This is a genomic window from Caballeronia terrestris, from assembly GCF_001544515.1.
GTDB lineage: Bacteria > Pseudomonadota > Gammaproteobacteria > Burkholderiales > Burkholderiaceae > Caballeronia > Caballeronia terrestris.
The window spans coordinates 1-15,877 of record NZ_FCOL02000084.1; the positions used below are offsets into that span (position 1 = coordinate 1).

The following is a 15,877-nucleotide window of genomic DNA, read 5'->3' on the forward strand; positions in this document are numbered from 1 at the left end:
ATTCCGTAATCCGGCAGCGCAACCGCCAGATCGGACAGGTTCAAATTGCCCCTTGACCTTTAGAAGGGCGTCCAGGGCAGCCAGTTCACAGCGACAGACTTCACCGACGCGGTGCTCCGCCGGGGCATTCGCTTGTCCATGGACGGCAAAGGTGCCTGGCGCGACAACGTGTTCGTCGAGCGTGTCTGGCGCAGCGTGAAATATGAAGAGGTGTATCTGAGGGCCTATGAATCGGTCAGTCATGCCCGCCGTTCTATTGGCGATTACCTGAATCTTTACAACCAGAAACGACCTCATTCGAGTCTGTCCGATCAGACGCCGGATGAGGCATACTTCGCGACACTGCCAGCGATCAAATCGGCAGCTTGATGACCCCGGCGCTTCCACTTATAAACTCGATCTGACTGTCCGAACCAACGGCGCCACCTCTCTATAATGCCATGAGTTTTATGACACAGTAAGACTAGTACGCTGGTATAACCACGAACATCGTCACAGCGCGATCCGCTTCGTGACGCCGGCCCAGCGTCACGCAAACCTTGACCAGCAGATTCTCGATCGCCGCGCAACGCTCTATGAGGTGGCCAGGCAGCGTAACCCGCTGCGATGGAAAGGCCCTACGCGAAACTGGAAGCGCGTGCACACGGTCCATCTGAATCCCGATCAGGTCGGTAAATCTGAACTCACTCGACACCCTCAAACGCAAGAGCAAAAAGCCGCCTGAAATCCAATCGTTGAGGCGACATCTAGCTTGAAAATTTCCGTGAAACCTGGAAACTCCAACGAGCTTTGAGCTCTTCCCCGGAATGAGGCACGAGTCAGCGGATTTCATAGGGACCCGCAGCGGCGGCATGGCTGCAACAAGGTCGCATATAGAGCTGCAACCTATTCTGCTCTGTCATTCATGAGAAAGCTGGCGCAAAAGGGGCCGTTCATATAGAGGAGTTTGCCGACGAAGCTTGCGGGGACCCAAAGATCGCCTGGTAGCGACGGATCGTCTTGCGATCGATCCCCGTCAGTCGCTGGATCTGTCGCTGGCTCTTGTTGCGCTCGAGTAGCGTGAATACGGTACTTTGCAGGTGCGGCTTCAAGACGTTCACCTCCCCATCTCCTTCTTGTTCGAAGGAGATAAAAATAAACGTTGACCTTGCCCGCGAATTTCGGATCCCTTAGCCGAGCGGAGATTATGCCACCCGTCGATTCTGGGCGGCATGCCAGTGCTGCTCGAATTGCATCGGACTGACGTAGCCCAATGTCGAATGCAAGCGCGAATGATTGTAGAAGCTCAACCAGTCGATCACCTCGTCCATCGCTTCGCGACGTGTTGTAAAGCGCTGGCCAAGGATGCGAGCGCGCTTGAGCGATCCCCACAGGCTCTCGGTCGGCGCGTTGTCCCAGCAATTGCCTCGACGGCTCATAGAACTGCGCATGCCGTAGGCTTTGAGCAGGTTCTGGAAGTCACGACTGCAATACTGGCTACCCCTGTCGCTATGGACGATCAGGCCCGCTTCCGGCCCGCGGCGAAACCACGCCATACGCAGCGCGTCAGACACCAACTCCGTGCGCATGTGCGGCTGCATCGACCAGCCCACCACCTGACGGCTAAACAAGTCGAGGATGACCGTCAGGTACAGCCAGCCCTCGTCAGTCCAGAGGTAGGTGATGTCCGTAGTCCAGGCCTGATCGGGGCGAGCGGGCGAGAAGTCGCGTCGCAGCAGGTTTGGCGCGACCGGCAGGTCGTGGTTGCTGTCGGTGGTCGCCCTGAAGCGGCGTTTGGTCTTCGCCCTGATGCCGTGCAGCTTCATGAGCTGCTGGACGCGATCCTTGCTGACACGAACGCCCTGGGCAAGCAGCTGCTTCCACACGCGAGGCCAGCCATACTCCCCTTTGGATTCAGCGTGCACGGCCTTGATGTGCACCAGCAGGGTGTCGTTGCTGATGCGCCGGCGCGGGCGGTCCGTGTCGACATCCCGGGCCTTGCGCGCGTGGTAACCACTGGGGCTTACGCCCAGCGTCTGACAGAGCAGCGAAACCGGCCATTGTCGGCTGTGACGCTCAATCCAGGCGTACCTCATGCCGACCCCGTCGCGAAGTACGCCGCTGCTTTTTCCAATATGTCGCGCTCCATCTTCACGCGCGACAGCTCCGCGCGCAGTCGGGCAATCTCCATCTGCTCTGCAGATGTCTGCTTGCCTGCGCCGTTCAGCTTGCCAGCAGCATCGGCCTTCACCCAGTTGTGCAGCGTCTTCGGGCTGATCGCCAGAATCTTTGCCACCGCCGCCATGCTCTGGCCGCCTCGCACCATGCGCACGGCCTCTATCATGAATTCCTGCGTGTATCGTGCTCTCGGATTACCCATCATTCCTTCCTCCTTGCGTGAGTTTTACATACTCAGCAAGGGATCCGTTTCGCGGGGGGGGCAAGCTCACGTCCTGCTACGCCGATCCCGGCTGTCAGGCTCCTAGCCGACGATCGTCAGGTGGGTGGGGAATTTGAAGTGACCATCCCCGGGGGAATTTGGGTGACCGCCCGGGGTGGAGACACCGCATGTCATGCTCAATGAAGCACACGGCTCGGCTCTCAGGAGTTGGGCCGCCGCCGCATGAAATTGATTGGGAGGTGATGTCTCAGGCGCCTCACTCCTGTAAGAAGACGGCGACGTGATAACACATCGCCGCTGCGCAACGCTAGGTAATTTTGCCTATAATAACTTTGAAAGTAGGTTATTATTGCCGATAACGTATGGATACATTCAGCGGCAATGTACCGCTTAGCATTCTCTGAGGGAAGATTATGGCCCCGCTCACCGAGCTCACATACAAGGGCTTCACATTGATTCCAGTCATCGCGCAGGACGACAATATGTTTGCGGCGATGCTAATCATCGGCGCGCCCGACGGCGTTCGGCGCGCTACCGGCGTGCTTGGCGACTTTCCTTGCCCGCTAGAGGCCCAGCGCTTCGCCCTTTCCTACGGAATGGCAGAGATCGACCATCGGACCTCACCTCAACCAGAGTGGATCCCGAAGTCGGCGCACCACATTCATTTTGAGATGGCGACCTTCCGCTAACCCTGGGCATTCGGGGAAGCCGCGTCGTCGGATGTCGATGCGGCTTCCCACGAGATGACGCGGCATTCGGGGTCCTCGAGGCCGAATTTGTTCAGGACGTGCTCGCGTTAATGGGCGACGACTCGAACGAGCCGATATGTTCGACGAGCTGGACCCTTGAGCCAACGGATCAGCCGGTTGCCACGGATCGGCGTAATCGGTCCATTTCATGACCGGCGTAATCGAGCCACCGGATGATCGCCGTAATCGAGCCAGTGAAACACGGGGGCCATCCAAACGGCAGTATCACCGCCATTAGGGGGCGGCTCGTCTGCCCCATCGACGGACGTTCGCACGTCAGATTCACCCAGATATCACCTGTGGACGCCTTGGCCCTCATCGCCCGCCATACCTTCCGTCATCCACCAGAAATCTCAAAGAGGCGGAACCCCGCTCGAAACCCAATAAATCCATGACGCAAAATTCTTGATGAACGATCTCCATTTCTTAACCAGGGTGGATCGATCGCCGCAATGCACGGAGAATAAGGTTTCCGGAAGATTGTTGCTAATCGGTTCAGTAAAATTCACACTACCACGCTACGGCGAACTTCAAACATGCCATTGGCTGGCTTGTGTTGGTCACAATCAGATCTTTTCCGCTGCAGCGAACCGTCAGGAGCGCACTCATGTTCCACCGGAAACTGAAAGACTTCCCTCCGGATTTTCTCTGGGGTGCCGCCTCGGCGGCTTACCAGGTAGAAGGCGCCTGGAACGTGGACGGCAAAGGCCCGTCGGTATGGGATTCTTTTACCAAGATTCCCGGCAAGACTTTTCAGGGCAGCAACGGTGACGTGGCAGTCGATCACTATCACCGCTTCGCCGAGGACGTGGCGCTGATGGCCCAGATGGGTATGAAGGCGTACCGCTTCTCAGTGAGCTGGCCGCGCATTTATCCGCAAGGTCGAGGCGAGGTTAATGAAGCGGGGTTGGCATTCTATGAGCGCCTGATCGACGAACTGATCGCTCACGGCATCGAACCTGTGCTCACACTGTACCACTGGGATTTGCCACAAGCTTTGCAGGATGAATACGGTGGCTGGGAAAGCCGCGAGATAATTGCGGATTTCGAGCGCTATTGCGTAACGCTGTTTCAGCGCTTTGGGGGCAAGGTCACGTATTGGGTTTCGCTGAATGAACAGAACTTCAACTTCACCAATGCCTTTCAGTTGGGCACTCACCCGCCCGGCGTAGAAGACCGCAAACGCTTCTTTGCCGCCAATCATGTCGCATTCCTGGCTAATGCCACAGTTATTGCCGCATTCCGCCAGCACCTACCCACCGGCCAGATCGGCCCCAGCTTTGCCTATTCGCCTGCCTACCCGGCCTCCAGTGCGCCGAGCGACATTTTGGCTTTTGAAAACGCTGACGAATTCACCAATTACTGGTGGCTGGATGTCTATTGTTTTGGTCGCTATCCGGAAGCGGCGCTGCATTATTTGCAGCAAACCGGCGAAGCGCCGCACATTGAACCGGGCGATCTCGAAATTTTTCAGCGCGGCTTACCTGACTTTGTCGGGGTGAACTACTACTACACCACCACGTTTACCGAGAACCCGCTTGATGGCGTGGGCATGAAGCGTATCAACACCACCGGCAAGAAAGGCACCACACTATCAAGTGGCGCGCCCGGCCTGTATCGCACCACGGCCAACCCAAATCTGGAAACATCCAATTGGGACTGGGCTATCGACCCAACTGGTTTGCGTATTGCTTTACGTCGTATCTCCAGCCGTTACGCCCTACCAATGATGATTACCGAAAATGGTCTGGGTGAGTTCGACACTCTGGACGCGGATGACACCATTCACGACGCATACCGTATTGCCTACCTGAAAGGCCACCTTGAAGCCTGCCAGCAAGCGATCAGCGATGGCGTGCAATTGCTGGGTTACTGCGCGTGGTCGTTTACCGATATCTTGAGCTGGCTGAATGGATATCAAAAACGCTATGGCTTTGTATATGTTGACCGTGATGAGACCAATGAAAAAGACCTGCGCCGGATACCGAAAGACAGCTTTCATTGGTATCGAGATGTGATTGCCAGCAATGGTACGAAACTTTAGTGGGGAGCGGACGTTGGTGTTGCGGAAACTGGAATGCCGGCAACGGGTCCAAGTACCCATCCTTGAGTTATAGCACGTTCATCCTCGAGTATTGAATGGCCGCTTGCTGGATGGATCCGACGTCTGAACGTCCGGGCGACGGCCCGGGCGAATGACGCTTCGTGGCCGGCAAGCGCCCGCTCGCCGGCCATCACCTGTCAGACTTCGGTTTGCTCGGCCATCTCGACGTTGCTTCATCGGCCAGAGCCGTCGCCCAGGTACCGGCACCGGGAGGCGGCTTCGGGTCGCTCTTCCGACATACGCAGTTGTGCAGCGGCGAGTGGCAGCTGAGCGCGTGGTCAGAGGTGGCCCCGGAATACATCAAACCCTTTATTCCGCAGATGGTGGATGGGCGCCGGTGGGACGGCGTTCTGTCCCAGAAATAACTTTTTATTCTAATGATCAAGCGACGTTGAGCGGAGACGATCATGGGACGCAAGGAATCGAGGTAGTGGTTTCGGAACTAGAGCGGGAGCAATTGCTGTCGATGAGCCGGTCGCGTTCTCTGCCTCATTCTCTGGTCCCCTTAGGGCAAAGATTGTCCTGATGGCTGCAGACGGCCATTCGGCAAAGGAAATTGCGATGCGGTGTGAGGTGACGCCGCCGGCGATCACGCACTGGAAGAAGCGATTTGTCGCGCAGGGACTGGCAGGTCTGCATGACCAAGCGCGACCGGCGCGACCGCGCTCGCATGACGATGAAGCTGTGGTGGAACTGCTTGCGAAGGTGCTACACGAGAAACCAAACGGGGCTACACACTGGAGCGTGCGTTCTGCTGCTGCGCAAACGGGTATTTCGAAGAGCTCGGTGGCGCGGTATCTATCGCTGTTCGGTGTGCAGCCTCATCGCTCGAAGAGCTTTAAGCTTTCTACTGATCCGTACTTCGTCGAGAAGGTCCGCGATATTGTCGGGCTGCATCTGAGCCCGCCGACCAACCCCCTGGTGCTGTGTGTCGACGAGAAGAGTCAGTGCCAGGCGCTCGAGCGCACCCAGCCGGTGTTGCCGCTGGGGCTGGGCTACCTGGAAGGTGTGACGCGTGATTATATACGGCATGGCACGACCACCTTGTTTGCTGCGCTCGATGCGGCAACCGGCGATTTCATCAATCTGCTGCATCAATCGGCTGAATCCGCAATGGACTACGGTCGTTGGCAAGTGCGCGCGGATCGATTCCGCCTTGAAACGGGGCGCCCGGGGTCGCCTCGCGGCGATCCGTCATCGGTTCGACTGGCTCGTCACCCGGCCAGATCGTGCCGCCCGATCTGGCAGGCTGGTGCGCAGCCCCGGTCGCCACGACATCAACCCGGCGAGGCGAACCGATTCTAGCGTTTGACGATGGTGGAGCGCCATCTATCTCCGATGCACACAACAATCCTGCGCTCGGTGAATTGCTAGACGCCGGAGCGATCCTGCAAAGTATTTTTGCTGCCGCTGGCATGATCGACAATAATGGGGAGGGAAGTCACGGCAGTGCTTGAACACGATCAATCCATGGAGACATGTCATGCTCAAACGTCTGATATTGACGCTCACGGTTCTGCTGATGTTGCCTATTTCTGCTGCTCGGGCCGACGAATATATGGATACCCTCAACCTATTCAAGAACGCGGGAGCAAGCGGCAGTCTTCTGCATAGTGCCTATGGTTACGCTGTGTTTCCGAAGATTGGCAAGGGGGGGGTCGGTATAGGCGGTGCCCATGGGAAGGGTCGCGTCTATGAGAAAGGGAAACGTATCGGCGATACATCGATGACTCAGGTCACTGTGGGCTTCCAACTTGGCGGTCAAGTGTACAGTGAACTCATCTTGTTCAAGGATGAACGAGCCCTCAAAGAATTCATCAATGGTAACTTTGAATTCGGCGCAGATGCCAACGCGATCGCGATCACTGCGGCGGCTGGCGCACAGGCAGGCACGACGGGCGGCACGTCTACGAACGTAAGTGGCGGCAAGAAAGATGCCAAAACAACAGGCGCCTATCGAAAAGGCATGGCTGTGTTTACAGTCGCCAAGGGTGGGCTGATGTACGAGGCAAGCGTTGGTGGCCAGAAGTTCTCTTATACGCCTCGTTGATTTTCGCCGAGTGTTAAATGTAGGCCATTGACGGCCGAAACTCGCGCGAAAGAGACGCATGGGTGTCCGGCGAAAGCGAAAGCATGAAGGGCTGCAACCGGCCGAGGTTGTGGTGCAATTCCAATGCGTCGGTCTTCTACGCTCGATCTTTTGACCAGCACGAGCCAAGAGCAAGCTGGAGGACCTCGACGGGTTGTTCAATGGGCGTCATTTCGACCGCGAAGTCATCATCCTTTGCGTGCGTTGGTGCCTGCGCTACAAGCTGAGCTTCCGAGATCTTGCTGAAATGATGGCGGAGCGCGGTCTATCGCCGGTGCACACGACGATCATGCGCTGGGTGAGGTGGTACACGCCGGAGTTCGTCAAACGCTGGAATCGGTTCGCCGCGGCGGCCGGTCAGTCGTGGCGAGTCGACGAGACCTATGTGAAGATCCGTGGCAAATGGACCTATCTTCTACCGCGCAGTTGACCGAACGGGAGAGACGATCGATTTCCGCCTCAGCGCCAAGCGCGATGTGGCTGCAGCAAAAGCGTTCTTCGTGAAGGCGATCAGAACTCAGGGGCGCGCTCCCGCAACGATCACCCTGGACAGCAACGCAGCATCGCATCGAGCCGTCCGCGAGATGAAGACTGACGGGTTGCTCTCCCACCGAACGAAATTGCGTTCCTCGAAGTACCTGAACAACCTGATCGAGCAAGATCATCGGCTCATCAAATCAGGGGTGAACGTGATGCTCGGGTTCAAACGCTTCCGCAACGCGGCCGTTACCATCTCCGGCATCAAACTGATGCATCGCATTCGCAAAGGTCAATTTGATGTGTCCAGCGTGCATCTCAACGCGATACCACTGCGCCCTCGATTTGGACGGCGGTCGTTTCAACTCGTTGAGTTCTCCGAGTGACAGGCGGTTTCTCGCCAACCTACCGTATTGCACCACAACCGCTAGAAGTTAGGGTATCTTACGAAGAGACACCGTGAATCAAATCATGATCACTCGCGCGACGTACGCCAAGCTGTTGCAGGTCGCGGAGTTGACGCACTTGGACCCGCAGGAATGGGCCGATGCGATCCTCGCGCAAATGGCGGACGAGCTTATTATGGCTGCGGAGAAACCTGATGTTCAAAACGCGTGGACGGTGACCGCCGGCAGCGAAGTCCGTCCGGATTGCGAACCAACAGACAAAAGCACAGGCCTCTAATGGGGGAACCGATTCGAGGAGCAGCGGCTACCACTGGTTGAGGCACGCAGGGAATACCGGCTGAGCATTAGACGCCGGGGAAGTGCTACCTATAAAAGTCGTCTCGAAGCCGCCGAGAAAGCGCTCGGCCGAGCGCGCAGCGGACGCGCTTCGGAGAGTGCTACGCAATCGCGGGTTGAAAAGCGCGAGCGTGATCCAGGAGGACAGGCCACCTAAGTCAGCGATCGCTTACGTCTTATATGGTGCTCGTTCCCTTGAGAATGACCGCCTACAATGTACCCGTCGACACCTCTCCTTTGAGAGCGTGCCTCGCCCAAGAGGCATGTCCCGCTTTGTACCAACAAGACCCGGTGCGCCTGCGTGCGCGATCCTTGGAGATATGTCTATGCTGATGCTGCAATCCGATCTACACGGCAATCATTTGCTGAGCGGCCTTCGCACGCCTGAGTGGAAGGCGATCGCCCCTGATCTCGAACTCGTCCGTCTCGAGTCGTCGCAAGTGCTCTGCGATGCGGGAGCGCGCGTACGCCATATTTACTTCCCGATCACGGCTGTCGTGTCCTTGCTGCATACGATGGAGGACGGACGCACCGTCGAAGTCGCCTCGATCGGGCGCGAGGGAATGACCGGCGCCAACGTGCTGATGAACAGTGATGCAATGCCATCGAGCGTCGAGGTGCAGTGCTCGGGATCGGCGTATCGCGTGAATGCTACGGCCCTGCGCCAGCATTTCGACCGCTCCGAAGCGATGCGTCGCCTGATCGTGCTGTATGCGCATGCGCTCTTCACCAAGATCGCGCAGACCGCCGCCTGTAACCGGCATCATTCGGTGAGCAACCAGTTCTCGCGCTGGCTTCTGGAGGCGATGGATGCGACCGGCTCGGACAAGCTCGTGATCACGCAACAGCGGATCGCGGATCTTCTCGGCGTGCGCCGCGAGGGGGTGACTGAAGCGGCGAGGCGCTTGCAGTCGGCTGGAATCGTGTATCAGACGCGGGGTTCCATCCGTATCGTCGATCGGTGCGGTCTCGAGGGACGTGCGTGCGAATGCTATGGGCTGGTGAAGCGTGAGTTTGCGCGACTGCTGCCGGCTATGTTGACCGAGGAAGCTGCTTGAGACCGTCAGTGGTCGGTTGGCTCTTTTCCAGCAGCATGATGATTGGGCGCTACGTTCATGCCGTGCGCTGCGAACGGTTCAAGCGGTCGGAATAGGCCGAGCACGTTGAGGGTCCAGCTAAAGGCCAAAATCGACGCGAGCGTGTCGCCATTCTCGCATCGTGGAATTAGCAACGACGACCCCGTGAAAACCCCCGCTTTTTCAGCACTGCCCTAGTCAGTGCTCGTCGATTCCGGGCCGCACCGCAGCCGAGCGGCGGTGCAACCTGCGTCATCGATTCTTCTACGCTACACGGCCGATGCATTAGGTCGTCTGGTCCGGATGGCCGTGCAGCAGCCGGCCGGTGAACGGGGTCCAAAGCAAGCGGCGCTCGGCAGTTTCAGCCTCGACGACCTCCCGCAGATGGACAACACCTCCGTGCATGCGTTTCGCCGTTTTGCCATATCTCGTCACGCGCGCCGTTCACAGCGCGATATGCTGGCCACGTGGCGCAGGCAATTTTGGGCCACGCGTCGCTGCAGAGAGCCGGCGGCGCGGCATGTTGGAGGCCGCGGTGCGTTATCACCGGAGAAGAGGAGTAGGGACGCTCCCGGCGCTCCTGTATTGCCGAAGCAACAAGGCGACAAGCGACGTCTCATCGGTTTGCCTCGCTAATTGATCTGGAGCATACAGCCGATCGCGCAAGCTCGCTGTCGGACTAGAACGACAGCGAAGACGACTCTTTGCGCGATCCTGAGAAGCCGGCTGGATTAGGAGCGGAGCATTTGAAATTCCGCTCATCGTCGGTAAGAAGTTCCGCAGGCGTTGAGAGAAGCCCTAAAAAATAATAGGGGCCGTTGACCCTATTAACAAATCTTGTACTCCAAGCACATATTTAGCACGTAGCGTCTAAAAGTAGGACGTTTGCGGTTGCCGTATGGTCAACAGCGGCACCTGAGAGAGGATGAGAGAAAAAAGTCGCACCCGGGGCGCTTTCACTCCGAGAAATATTGACAACGAGATTGCGCATCTTGAGCGAATTCTCGCGGGAGAAGGCGCAGCTCATTGTTCGCCCGGACGTACTGGCACAAGCGGGTGCTTGAGGTTCGAGCTGCCCCTGGACTGCTGCCACAACAAATGAAGCGCATCGAGCGACTCCTGACGCAACTTGGTAACCCCTGGGAAAAAAGAGTTGAGTCGTGCCGCTCGAACCTTCCGGACGGTCGGTATGGCGCGGCCGTTGCGCGGGCGGGTTGGAGCGCCCCTCACAGGATCGGGTTCTCGGGGCCGGGTTCATCGGGCGCGTGGAACTCCCTGTTTGGCCGATCGCCGTTTTTCAGGTTGCGCTGCCGTCCGTGTTCGTCGACGAAATCGCCGTTCGGCGAGACGAGGAAAGGCTGATGAAATTGGCCGCCTGAGCTGCAAAAGCGTGTCCAAACAACCGGAGCCGGTACAACTGCTCTTCGGCCATCGGTTGATTGATCATCGGTTCGTTATTCATTTGCCTCGATCAGTGAGCCGGGAACCCCGTCCGGCACGGTACAGCATTCTCACCTGCCGGCGCCCGCCTCGATGCCCTGATAACCGGGTAGTCAATGCCTTTATCCGCCTCGCTTATGCCGCTTCGCCGACGCCGATCATGCCGGCAAGCTTCAGCGCACGCGCGACGGTCGGACGGCTCACGCCGAGTGTGCTTTCGATCTTGCTGTAGCTCATGCCGAGCCGCTTCAATTCGACGATGCGCGCGTGCATATCCGTATCAACGCGGCGCCCGCGATAACCGCGCTCTTCGGGCGCCTTGCCTTCATCAGCCTCGTTGCGACGCTGTACGCTTTCCGCAGCGCGGCGCTTGCGGTCGAGCAAATCCTTCCGGGCAACCGCGGCGAGCATGTCGAGCATCATTTCGTTCACGGCATCGAGCAACCGGTTTGTGAAGTTGTCAGCATCGGCGCTAACCTTCAGCGCGCGACAGCTCGTCGGCAGATCGATCGAGACAACCCGCACGCCCTTGGACTTCAGCAACCCGCGCAACTTGCCCCAATCGGCCTCACCAAGACGTGAAAGGCGGTCGACTTGCTCGACGAGCAGAACGTCGCCGTGCTCGCTCTCTTCAATCAGGCGAAACAGTTCCGGGCGGTCAAGCTTGGTGCCGCTCTCATTCTCACAGAACCAGCCGGCAATGCGAACGCCTTGCTCTTTCGCGAATGCCTTCAGCGCAATCTCCGCACGATTGGCGTCTTGGTCTTGTGCCGAGGCGCGGAGGTAAGCCCGGATAAACATCGTTGCCCCCATCGGTTTCGTTTAACAGTCACGAGCGGCAGTCGTTCAAGTGTCGTTTCGGCGCGCTCGCGCTAGATCTATGTTCTACAGCTAACCACTATTCGAAGTGCGGCGGCTATATGTCCGTGCTCGAAGTCATCAGGCACCGTGACCCGCTTTGTCCAGATTAACTAGTTACGTTTGGACGGTCAAGAGATTTTCATAAGTATCCGCACAACGGCGAGCGCGCGCGGCAAATCGGTTAAGCGGAAGCGGCGACGAGCCGATTTCCGAGTTCAGAATCACCGTCGTCTCACCGAACGGCGATTTCGTCGACGAACACGGACCGCAACGCAACCTGAAGAACGGCGTCCGGCAGGTGTCGCACGCAGCGGCTCGTTTGCGCCAATCATTCATGCCGCCGACGAGCCGGCCGCGAGGGCGAAGCTTGCGAGCGAATGCGAACTCCACGGCGTTTTGAGCGGCGAACTTGCGCCGCCTGACGGCTCTAACCTTGTCCAGTAGACCGGCGTGGTGACCGGAAGTTTTCAAGCTAGATCCTATGCAGTGCGGGGCTACTGGACACGCACCACGCAGATCATAAAATCAGTGCGTGTGGGCCTTACTCAAAGGAGAGGATCATGCGCACAGATCATTCAGACATGACGCATTACGAACTGCTCGTGCTGGCAGTGTCGCTCGAACTGGCGGCGGCAAAGTGGAAAGTAGCGCTGCACGACGGCCGGCGCGACAACCCGGCCGTGCACACCGTAGCGGAGCCACAGGCGGCATCCCGTCTGCAGGCCGTGCTGACCCTAATTGGGCAGCACAAGGAGAAGTGGGCACTACCAGCGAATGTACGGGTCGTCGTCAGCTATGAAGCGGGCCAAGACGCATTCTGGATCTTTCGTGCGCTGCAGGCTCGCGGGATCGAATGTCATGTCGTCGATCCCGGGAGCATCCCCGTTGAGCGCCACAAACGGCGCGCCAAGACCGACCGGCTCGATGCCGTCAAGCTGGTCATCAACCTGCGTGCCTGGCTACGCGGCGAACGCGGACGCACGCGGGTAATTCGGGTGCCGTCACCGCAGGACGAAGCATCCCGCCATCTGATGCGAGATCGCGGGCAACTGCAGAAGGAAGTCCTGCAGCACCGCGACCGCATGCGCAAGCTGCTGGTCACACTCGGTTGCTGGGACGAGGTCGACAGCAGGAAGTTCGCCGGCCGGCTCGCCCGTGGCGAGCTACGGTGTCACGATGGCGCGCCGCTGCCAGTAGAGCTCCACGAACGGCTGGTTCGCGAGTGTGCGCGACTGACACTCGCCGAGCAGCAACTGGCCGCACTGGAGAAGACGCGCCAGAGCAGTCTGCCCGAGCCTGCACGCGAGCGGATTGCTCACCTCACGCGCCTGAGCGGCACCGGGCCTGTTGGCGGCTCAAGACTGGCGCTGCAACTGTTCTGGCGGCAATTCACCAATCGCTGTCAGGTCGGTGCATGCGTTGGGCTCGCGCCGCAACCCTACGACAGTGGTGAGAGCCAGGTGGATCAGGGCATCAGTAAAACAGGGCAACCGACGGGTGCGTGCGCTGCTCATCGAGATGGTGGTCCTGGATCCGCTACCAACCCGTGAGCGCGCTGACGCAGTGGTTCAATCAGCGCACCCAGGGCACCGGACCCAATCGACGCGCGCGTCGCATTACGATCGTCGCCGTGGCGCGGCGTCTCGCGATTGCGCTGTGGCGCTATCTGAAGGATGGTGTGATTCCAAAAGGAGCGCAGCTGAAACCCGCATAAGTCGTCAGAGTGCTGGCCGCACGAGGCCTGATCAACGATGTGTAGTGAAGCAAATATGGTTTGAAGCGAGCATGCCCGTAGGCGACAAGGGTTGCACAAGCAGGCAACCGATTCTCTAGATGGGGCATGCTCCCGGTAATGATACCGGCGTAACGCGCGTATAGGATGAGGCTGGCTTCCCGCCAGCGGATAGAAGTTAGTGAGACATCAGGTCTCACGAGCGCAAGGATCGACTTCGAACCATTGCAAATTCACCGCAACGGAGGGAACTCGTTGTACACGTTGACGGAAGATCGATTTATTGCTGATCGGCCTGCTCGCCAAATGGCTTGACAAAGGACTACTCATAGAAGTTGTCGCCTCGACGATTGAAATTCAGGTTGCTTTTAGCTCCGGGCTGCGAGGTTGTAAGGTGGCGGCGTTGCGATCAGCACGATCGGGATTCAGGTGCACGACATGAATGCGCTGCCAGTCGCGCGTGGCGCCTTTCCACCGTAGCGGATGACGCTCGCGTGCTGCCTCGTAGAGCAGCGTGCGGCGATCCAGGATGTCCTGGTCGAGATTTGCATGGCGCTGGGCCGGCGTGACGAACGGATTGCACTGTGGTGGTGTTCGTGGTTGTACCAGCGCACCAGTCCTGCAACCCAAGTGCGTGCCGCGAACAGGGTATCGAACGCTTCTAGCGGATAGGCGGGACGGGGTTTTGAACAGCGATTCCGAATAGGGATTGTCGTTGCTCACGCCCGGGCGACTCAACGACGGCATCACGCCCAAGGCCTGCAATGTGGCGAGCATCGTGGCGCCCTTCATCGGGCCGCCGTTGTCGGAATGCAGAATCACCTGGTTGGGCTGTATCGCCTCACGCGCACAGAGATCCTTGAGCACCTCACTTGCTCGCTGCTCTCTTCGGCATAAACCTGCCATCCGACGATCATGCGGCTGAACACATCCACAAAAAGGTACAGATAAAAGTACTGCCCGCGGATCGTCGCTGGCAAGTACGTGATGTCCCAGCTGTAGAGCTGATTCGGCGCATCGGCACAGACCGCGCGTGGTTTGCTACACGATTTGACCGGCCGCTCACTACGCCGATGTGCGAGCTGTTTCTCGGCTTTGAGCACCCGGTAGAAAGTCGATTCCGAGGCGATATAGCGTTGCTGATCTGCCAGGCGTGGGACGATCTGGCTCGGTGGCAGATGACCGAATTCTGTCGAGTTTGCCACCCCTAACACCTCCGCGCGTTCGTCGGCAGAAAGCTTGTGGGATGGCTCATAGCGCCGTAACGAGCGCCCATCCACTGCGTCCGGTTCACCGCTTTGCCAACGCTGCACTGTACGCGCGCTCAGCCCCAGCCCCTTACACGCGAGTGCTTGGCGGGCACCGGCCAGGGTCGCCTCGCCGATCCAGGCAATCAGGCTTTGCGTTCCTCAAGGGCCGTCATTCGGCCTCGCCCTCGAACAACGCACGATACTTTTTTGCAGCAGCAGCACCAGCAGCGCTGCCGCTTCAGCCAACGCTTTCGTTGGACTGCTTCTAATCCCGTACTTCCTGGGCGTTCTCGCGCCGGTTACCGGTCCCGACGACGACGCAAAAATCCATGCGCCACTGCGCGAGATGATGAGCAAACAGGCCCCGTTCACGACACCACGCGTTCAGTGCCTCGTCGACCAACCCGTGGCTCTCCTGCAAAGCCAGTAGCCGTTCTTCCAGCGACCAGTCTTCTGGACGTTTTGCGTGTCTGGAGCCCGAGCTCCGATTCGCAGCGGCGCTACCTCTCATCCACTTCCTTAATGTCAGTAAGTTCATGTTCAATTCGTCGGCCACGGATCTAACCGTGCGACTCCCGCGCTGCAAGACCTTCGACAGCGCTTGCTCTTTGAAACTCGACAGAATACGTTTGTTTCGTCTTCAACCTATACCTCTGATCTCTTCAAATTATGAAAATTCAGAGGCGACAAATGGAATGAACGCCCCCACCTACCACGTGGGTGACGCCGAAGAGTCGGACCCTCACGGGCCGACGGCATCAAAGTGCCCAAATGGAAGATCATTGAGGTCTTCACAGGCTAACCGGAGGTCCGAAATGAAGTATACGACGGTCGGGGTGGACATCGCAAAGAACGTCTTCCAGCTTCACTGGGTGGATGCCGGCACGGGCGAGATTATGAACAAACAACTGAAGCGCGCCGCATTCCTCGAACATTTTGCGAATCGCGAGCCTTGCCTCATCGGAATGGAGGCCTG

The 15,877-nt window shown here is 58.4% G+C and carries 13 protein-coding genes and 5 pseudogenes; 12 read left to right on the top strand and 6 right to left on the bottom strand.

Annotated elements, in window-relative coordinates; genetic code table 11:
- Positions 1-72 precede the first annotated feature (72 nt).
- Positions 73-369 (top strand): annotated as a pseudogene (locus tag AWB67_RS30915) (transposase); the annotation flags it as partial.
- Positions 370-466: 97 nt separating this feature from the next.
- Positions 467-724: pseudogene (locus tag AWB67_RS42245) on the top strand (IS3 family transposase); the annotation flags it as partial.
- A 226-nt stretch (positions 725-950) separates the two neighbouring features.
- On the opposite strand, the pseudogene AWB67_RS43490 reads toward AWB67_RS42245, so the two are convergent.
- Together AWB67_RS43490 and AWB67_RS30925 are read right to left on the bottom strand one after the other, a co-directional pair.
- Positions 951-1,136: pseudogene (locus AWB67_RS43490) on the bottom strand (IS21 family transposase); the annotation flags it as partial.
- Positions 1,137-1,184: 48 nt separating this feature from the next.
- Positions 1,185-2,359 (bottom strand): IS3 family transposase gene (locus tag AWB67_RS30925; protein WP_087659941.1). Its coding sequence is split into 2 segments (ribosomal slippage): positions 1,185-2,101 and positions 2,101-2,359, totalling 1,176 coding nucleotides; the frame shifts between segments, so codons are not numbered across the junction.
- Positions 2,360-2,793: 434 nt separating this feature from the next.
- Between AWB67_RS30925 and AWB67_RS30930 the strand changes: the two genes are divergently transcribed.
- The 8 genes from AWB67_RS30930 to AWB67_RS30965 all read left to right on the top strand — a co-directional run bounded on the left by AWB67_RS30930 (position 2,794) and on the right by AWB67_RS30965 (position 9,600).
- Entirely contained in the window at positions 2,794-3,069 is a 276-nt protein-coding gene (locus AWB67_RS30930; protein WP_087659932.1) for a hypothetical protein, read from the top strand.
- Between the two features lie 667 nt (positions 3,070-3,736).
- Positions 3,737-5,173, top strand: coding sequence for a glycoside hydrolase family 1 protein (locus AWB67_RS30935; RefSeq protein WP_087659933.1), 1,437 nt, complete (start codon positions 3,737-3,739; stop codon positions 5,171-5,173).
- 161 nt (positions 5,174-5,334) lie between these two features.
- Positions 5,335-5,598, top strand: coding sequence for a hypothetical protein (locus AWB67_RS30940; protein WP_087659934.1), 264 nt, complete (start codon positions 5,335-5,337; stop codon positions 5,596-5,598).
- 160 nt (positions 5,599-5,758) lie between these two features.
- Positions 5,759-6,538 (top strand): IS630 family transposase, encoded by a 780-nt coding sequence (locus AWB67_RS30945; RefSeq protein WP_374729863.1) that lies wholly within the window; start codon positions 5,759-5,761, stop codon positions 6,536-6,538.
- Between the two features lie 178 nt (positions 6,539-6,716).
- Positions 6,717-7,283, top strand: a complete 567-nt coding sequence (locus AWB67_RS30950) for a YSC84-related protein (protein ID WP_087659935.1) — start codon at positions 6,717-6,719, stop codon at positions 7,281-7,283.
- Positions 7,284-7,458: 175 nt separating this feature from the next.
- Positions 7,459-8,185, top strand: a protein-coding gene (locus AWB67_RS30955) for an IS6 family transposase (RefSeq protein ID WP_235025427.1) whose coding sequence is annotated in 2 segments (ribosomal slippage) — positions 7,459-7,737 and positions 7,739-8,185 — 726 coding nt in all. Because the reading frame shifts where the segments join, the coding sequence is not laid out codon by codon here.
- A gap of 73 nt (positions 8,186-8,258) precedes the next feature.
- Entirely contained in the window at positions 8,259-8,483 is a 225-nt protein-coding gene (locus AWB67_RS30960) for a hypothetical protein (protein ID WP_125477739.1), read from the top strand.
- Between the two features lie 385 nt (positions 8,484-8,868).
- The gene (locus AWB67_RS30965; RefSeq protein ID WP_087659937.1) at positions 8,869-9,600 is read left to right on the top strand and encodes a Crp/Fnr family transcriptional regulator; all 732 of its coding nucleotides are present in this window, start codon (positions 8,869-8,871) and stop codon (positions 9,598-9,600) included.
- Positions 9,601-10,915: 1,315 nt separating this feature from the next.
- Here the strand turns inward: AWB67_RS30965 and AWB67_RS41005 are convergent.
- Entirely contained in the window at positions 10,916-11,080 is a 165-nt protein-coding gene (locus AWB67_RS41005) for a hypothetical protein (protein WP_159965005.1), read from the bottom strand.
- Between the two features lie 113 nt (positions 11,081-11,193).
- Entirely contained in the window at positions 11,194-11,859 is a 666-nt protein-coding gene (locus AWB67_RS30970; protein WP_087659938.1) for a recombinase family protein, read from the bottom strand.
- 620 nt (positions 11,860-12,479) lie between these two features.
- Between AWB67_RS30970 and AWB67_RS30980 the strand changes: the two are divergent.
- Positions 12,480-13,633 (top strand): annotated as a pseudogene (locus AWB67_RS30980) (IS110 family RNA-guided transposase).
- Between the two features lie 375 nt (positions 13,634-14,008).
- Here AWB67_RS30980 and AWB67_RS39935 read toward each other — a convergent pair.
- Both AWB67_RS39935 and AWB67_RS30985 read right to left on the bottom strand, forming a co-directional pair.
- Positions 14,009-14,518 (bottom strand): hypothetical protein, encoded by a 510-nt coding sequence (locus tag AWB67_RS39935; protein WP_159965007.1) that lies wholly within the window; start codon positions 14,516-14,518, stop codon positions 14,009-14,011.
- Entirely contained in the window at positions 14,470-14,964 is a 495-nt protein-coding gene (locus AWB67_RS30985) for a DDE-type integrase/transposase/recombinase (protein ID WP_087659940.1), read from the bottom strand. The genes AWB67_RS39935 and AWB67_RS30985 overlap by 49 nt, the downstream gene beginning before the upstream one ends.
- A 752-nt stretch (positions 14,965-15,716) precedes the next feature.
- Between AWB67_RS30985 and AWB67_RS39940 the strand changes: the two are divergent.
- A pseudogene (locus AWB67_RS39940) lies at positions 15,717-15,877 on the top strand (IS110 family transposase); the annotation flags it as partial.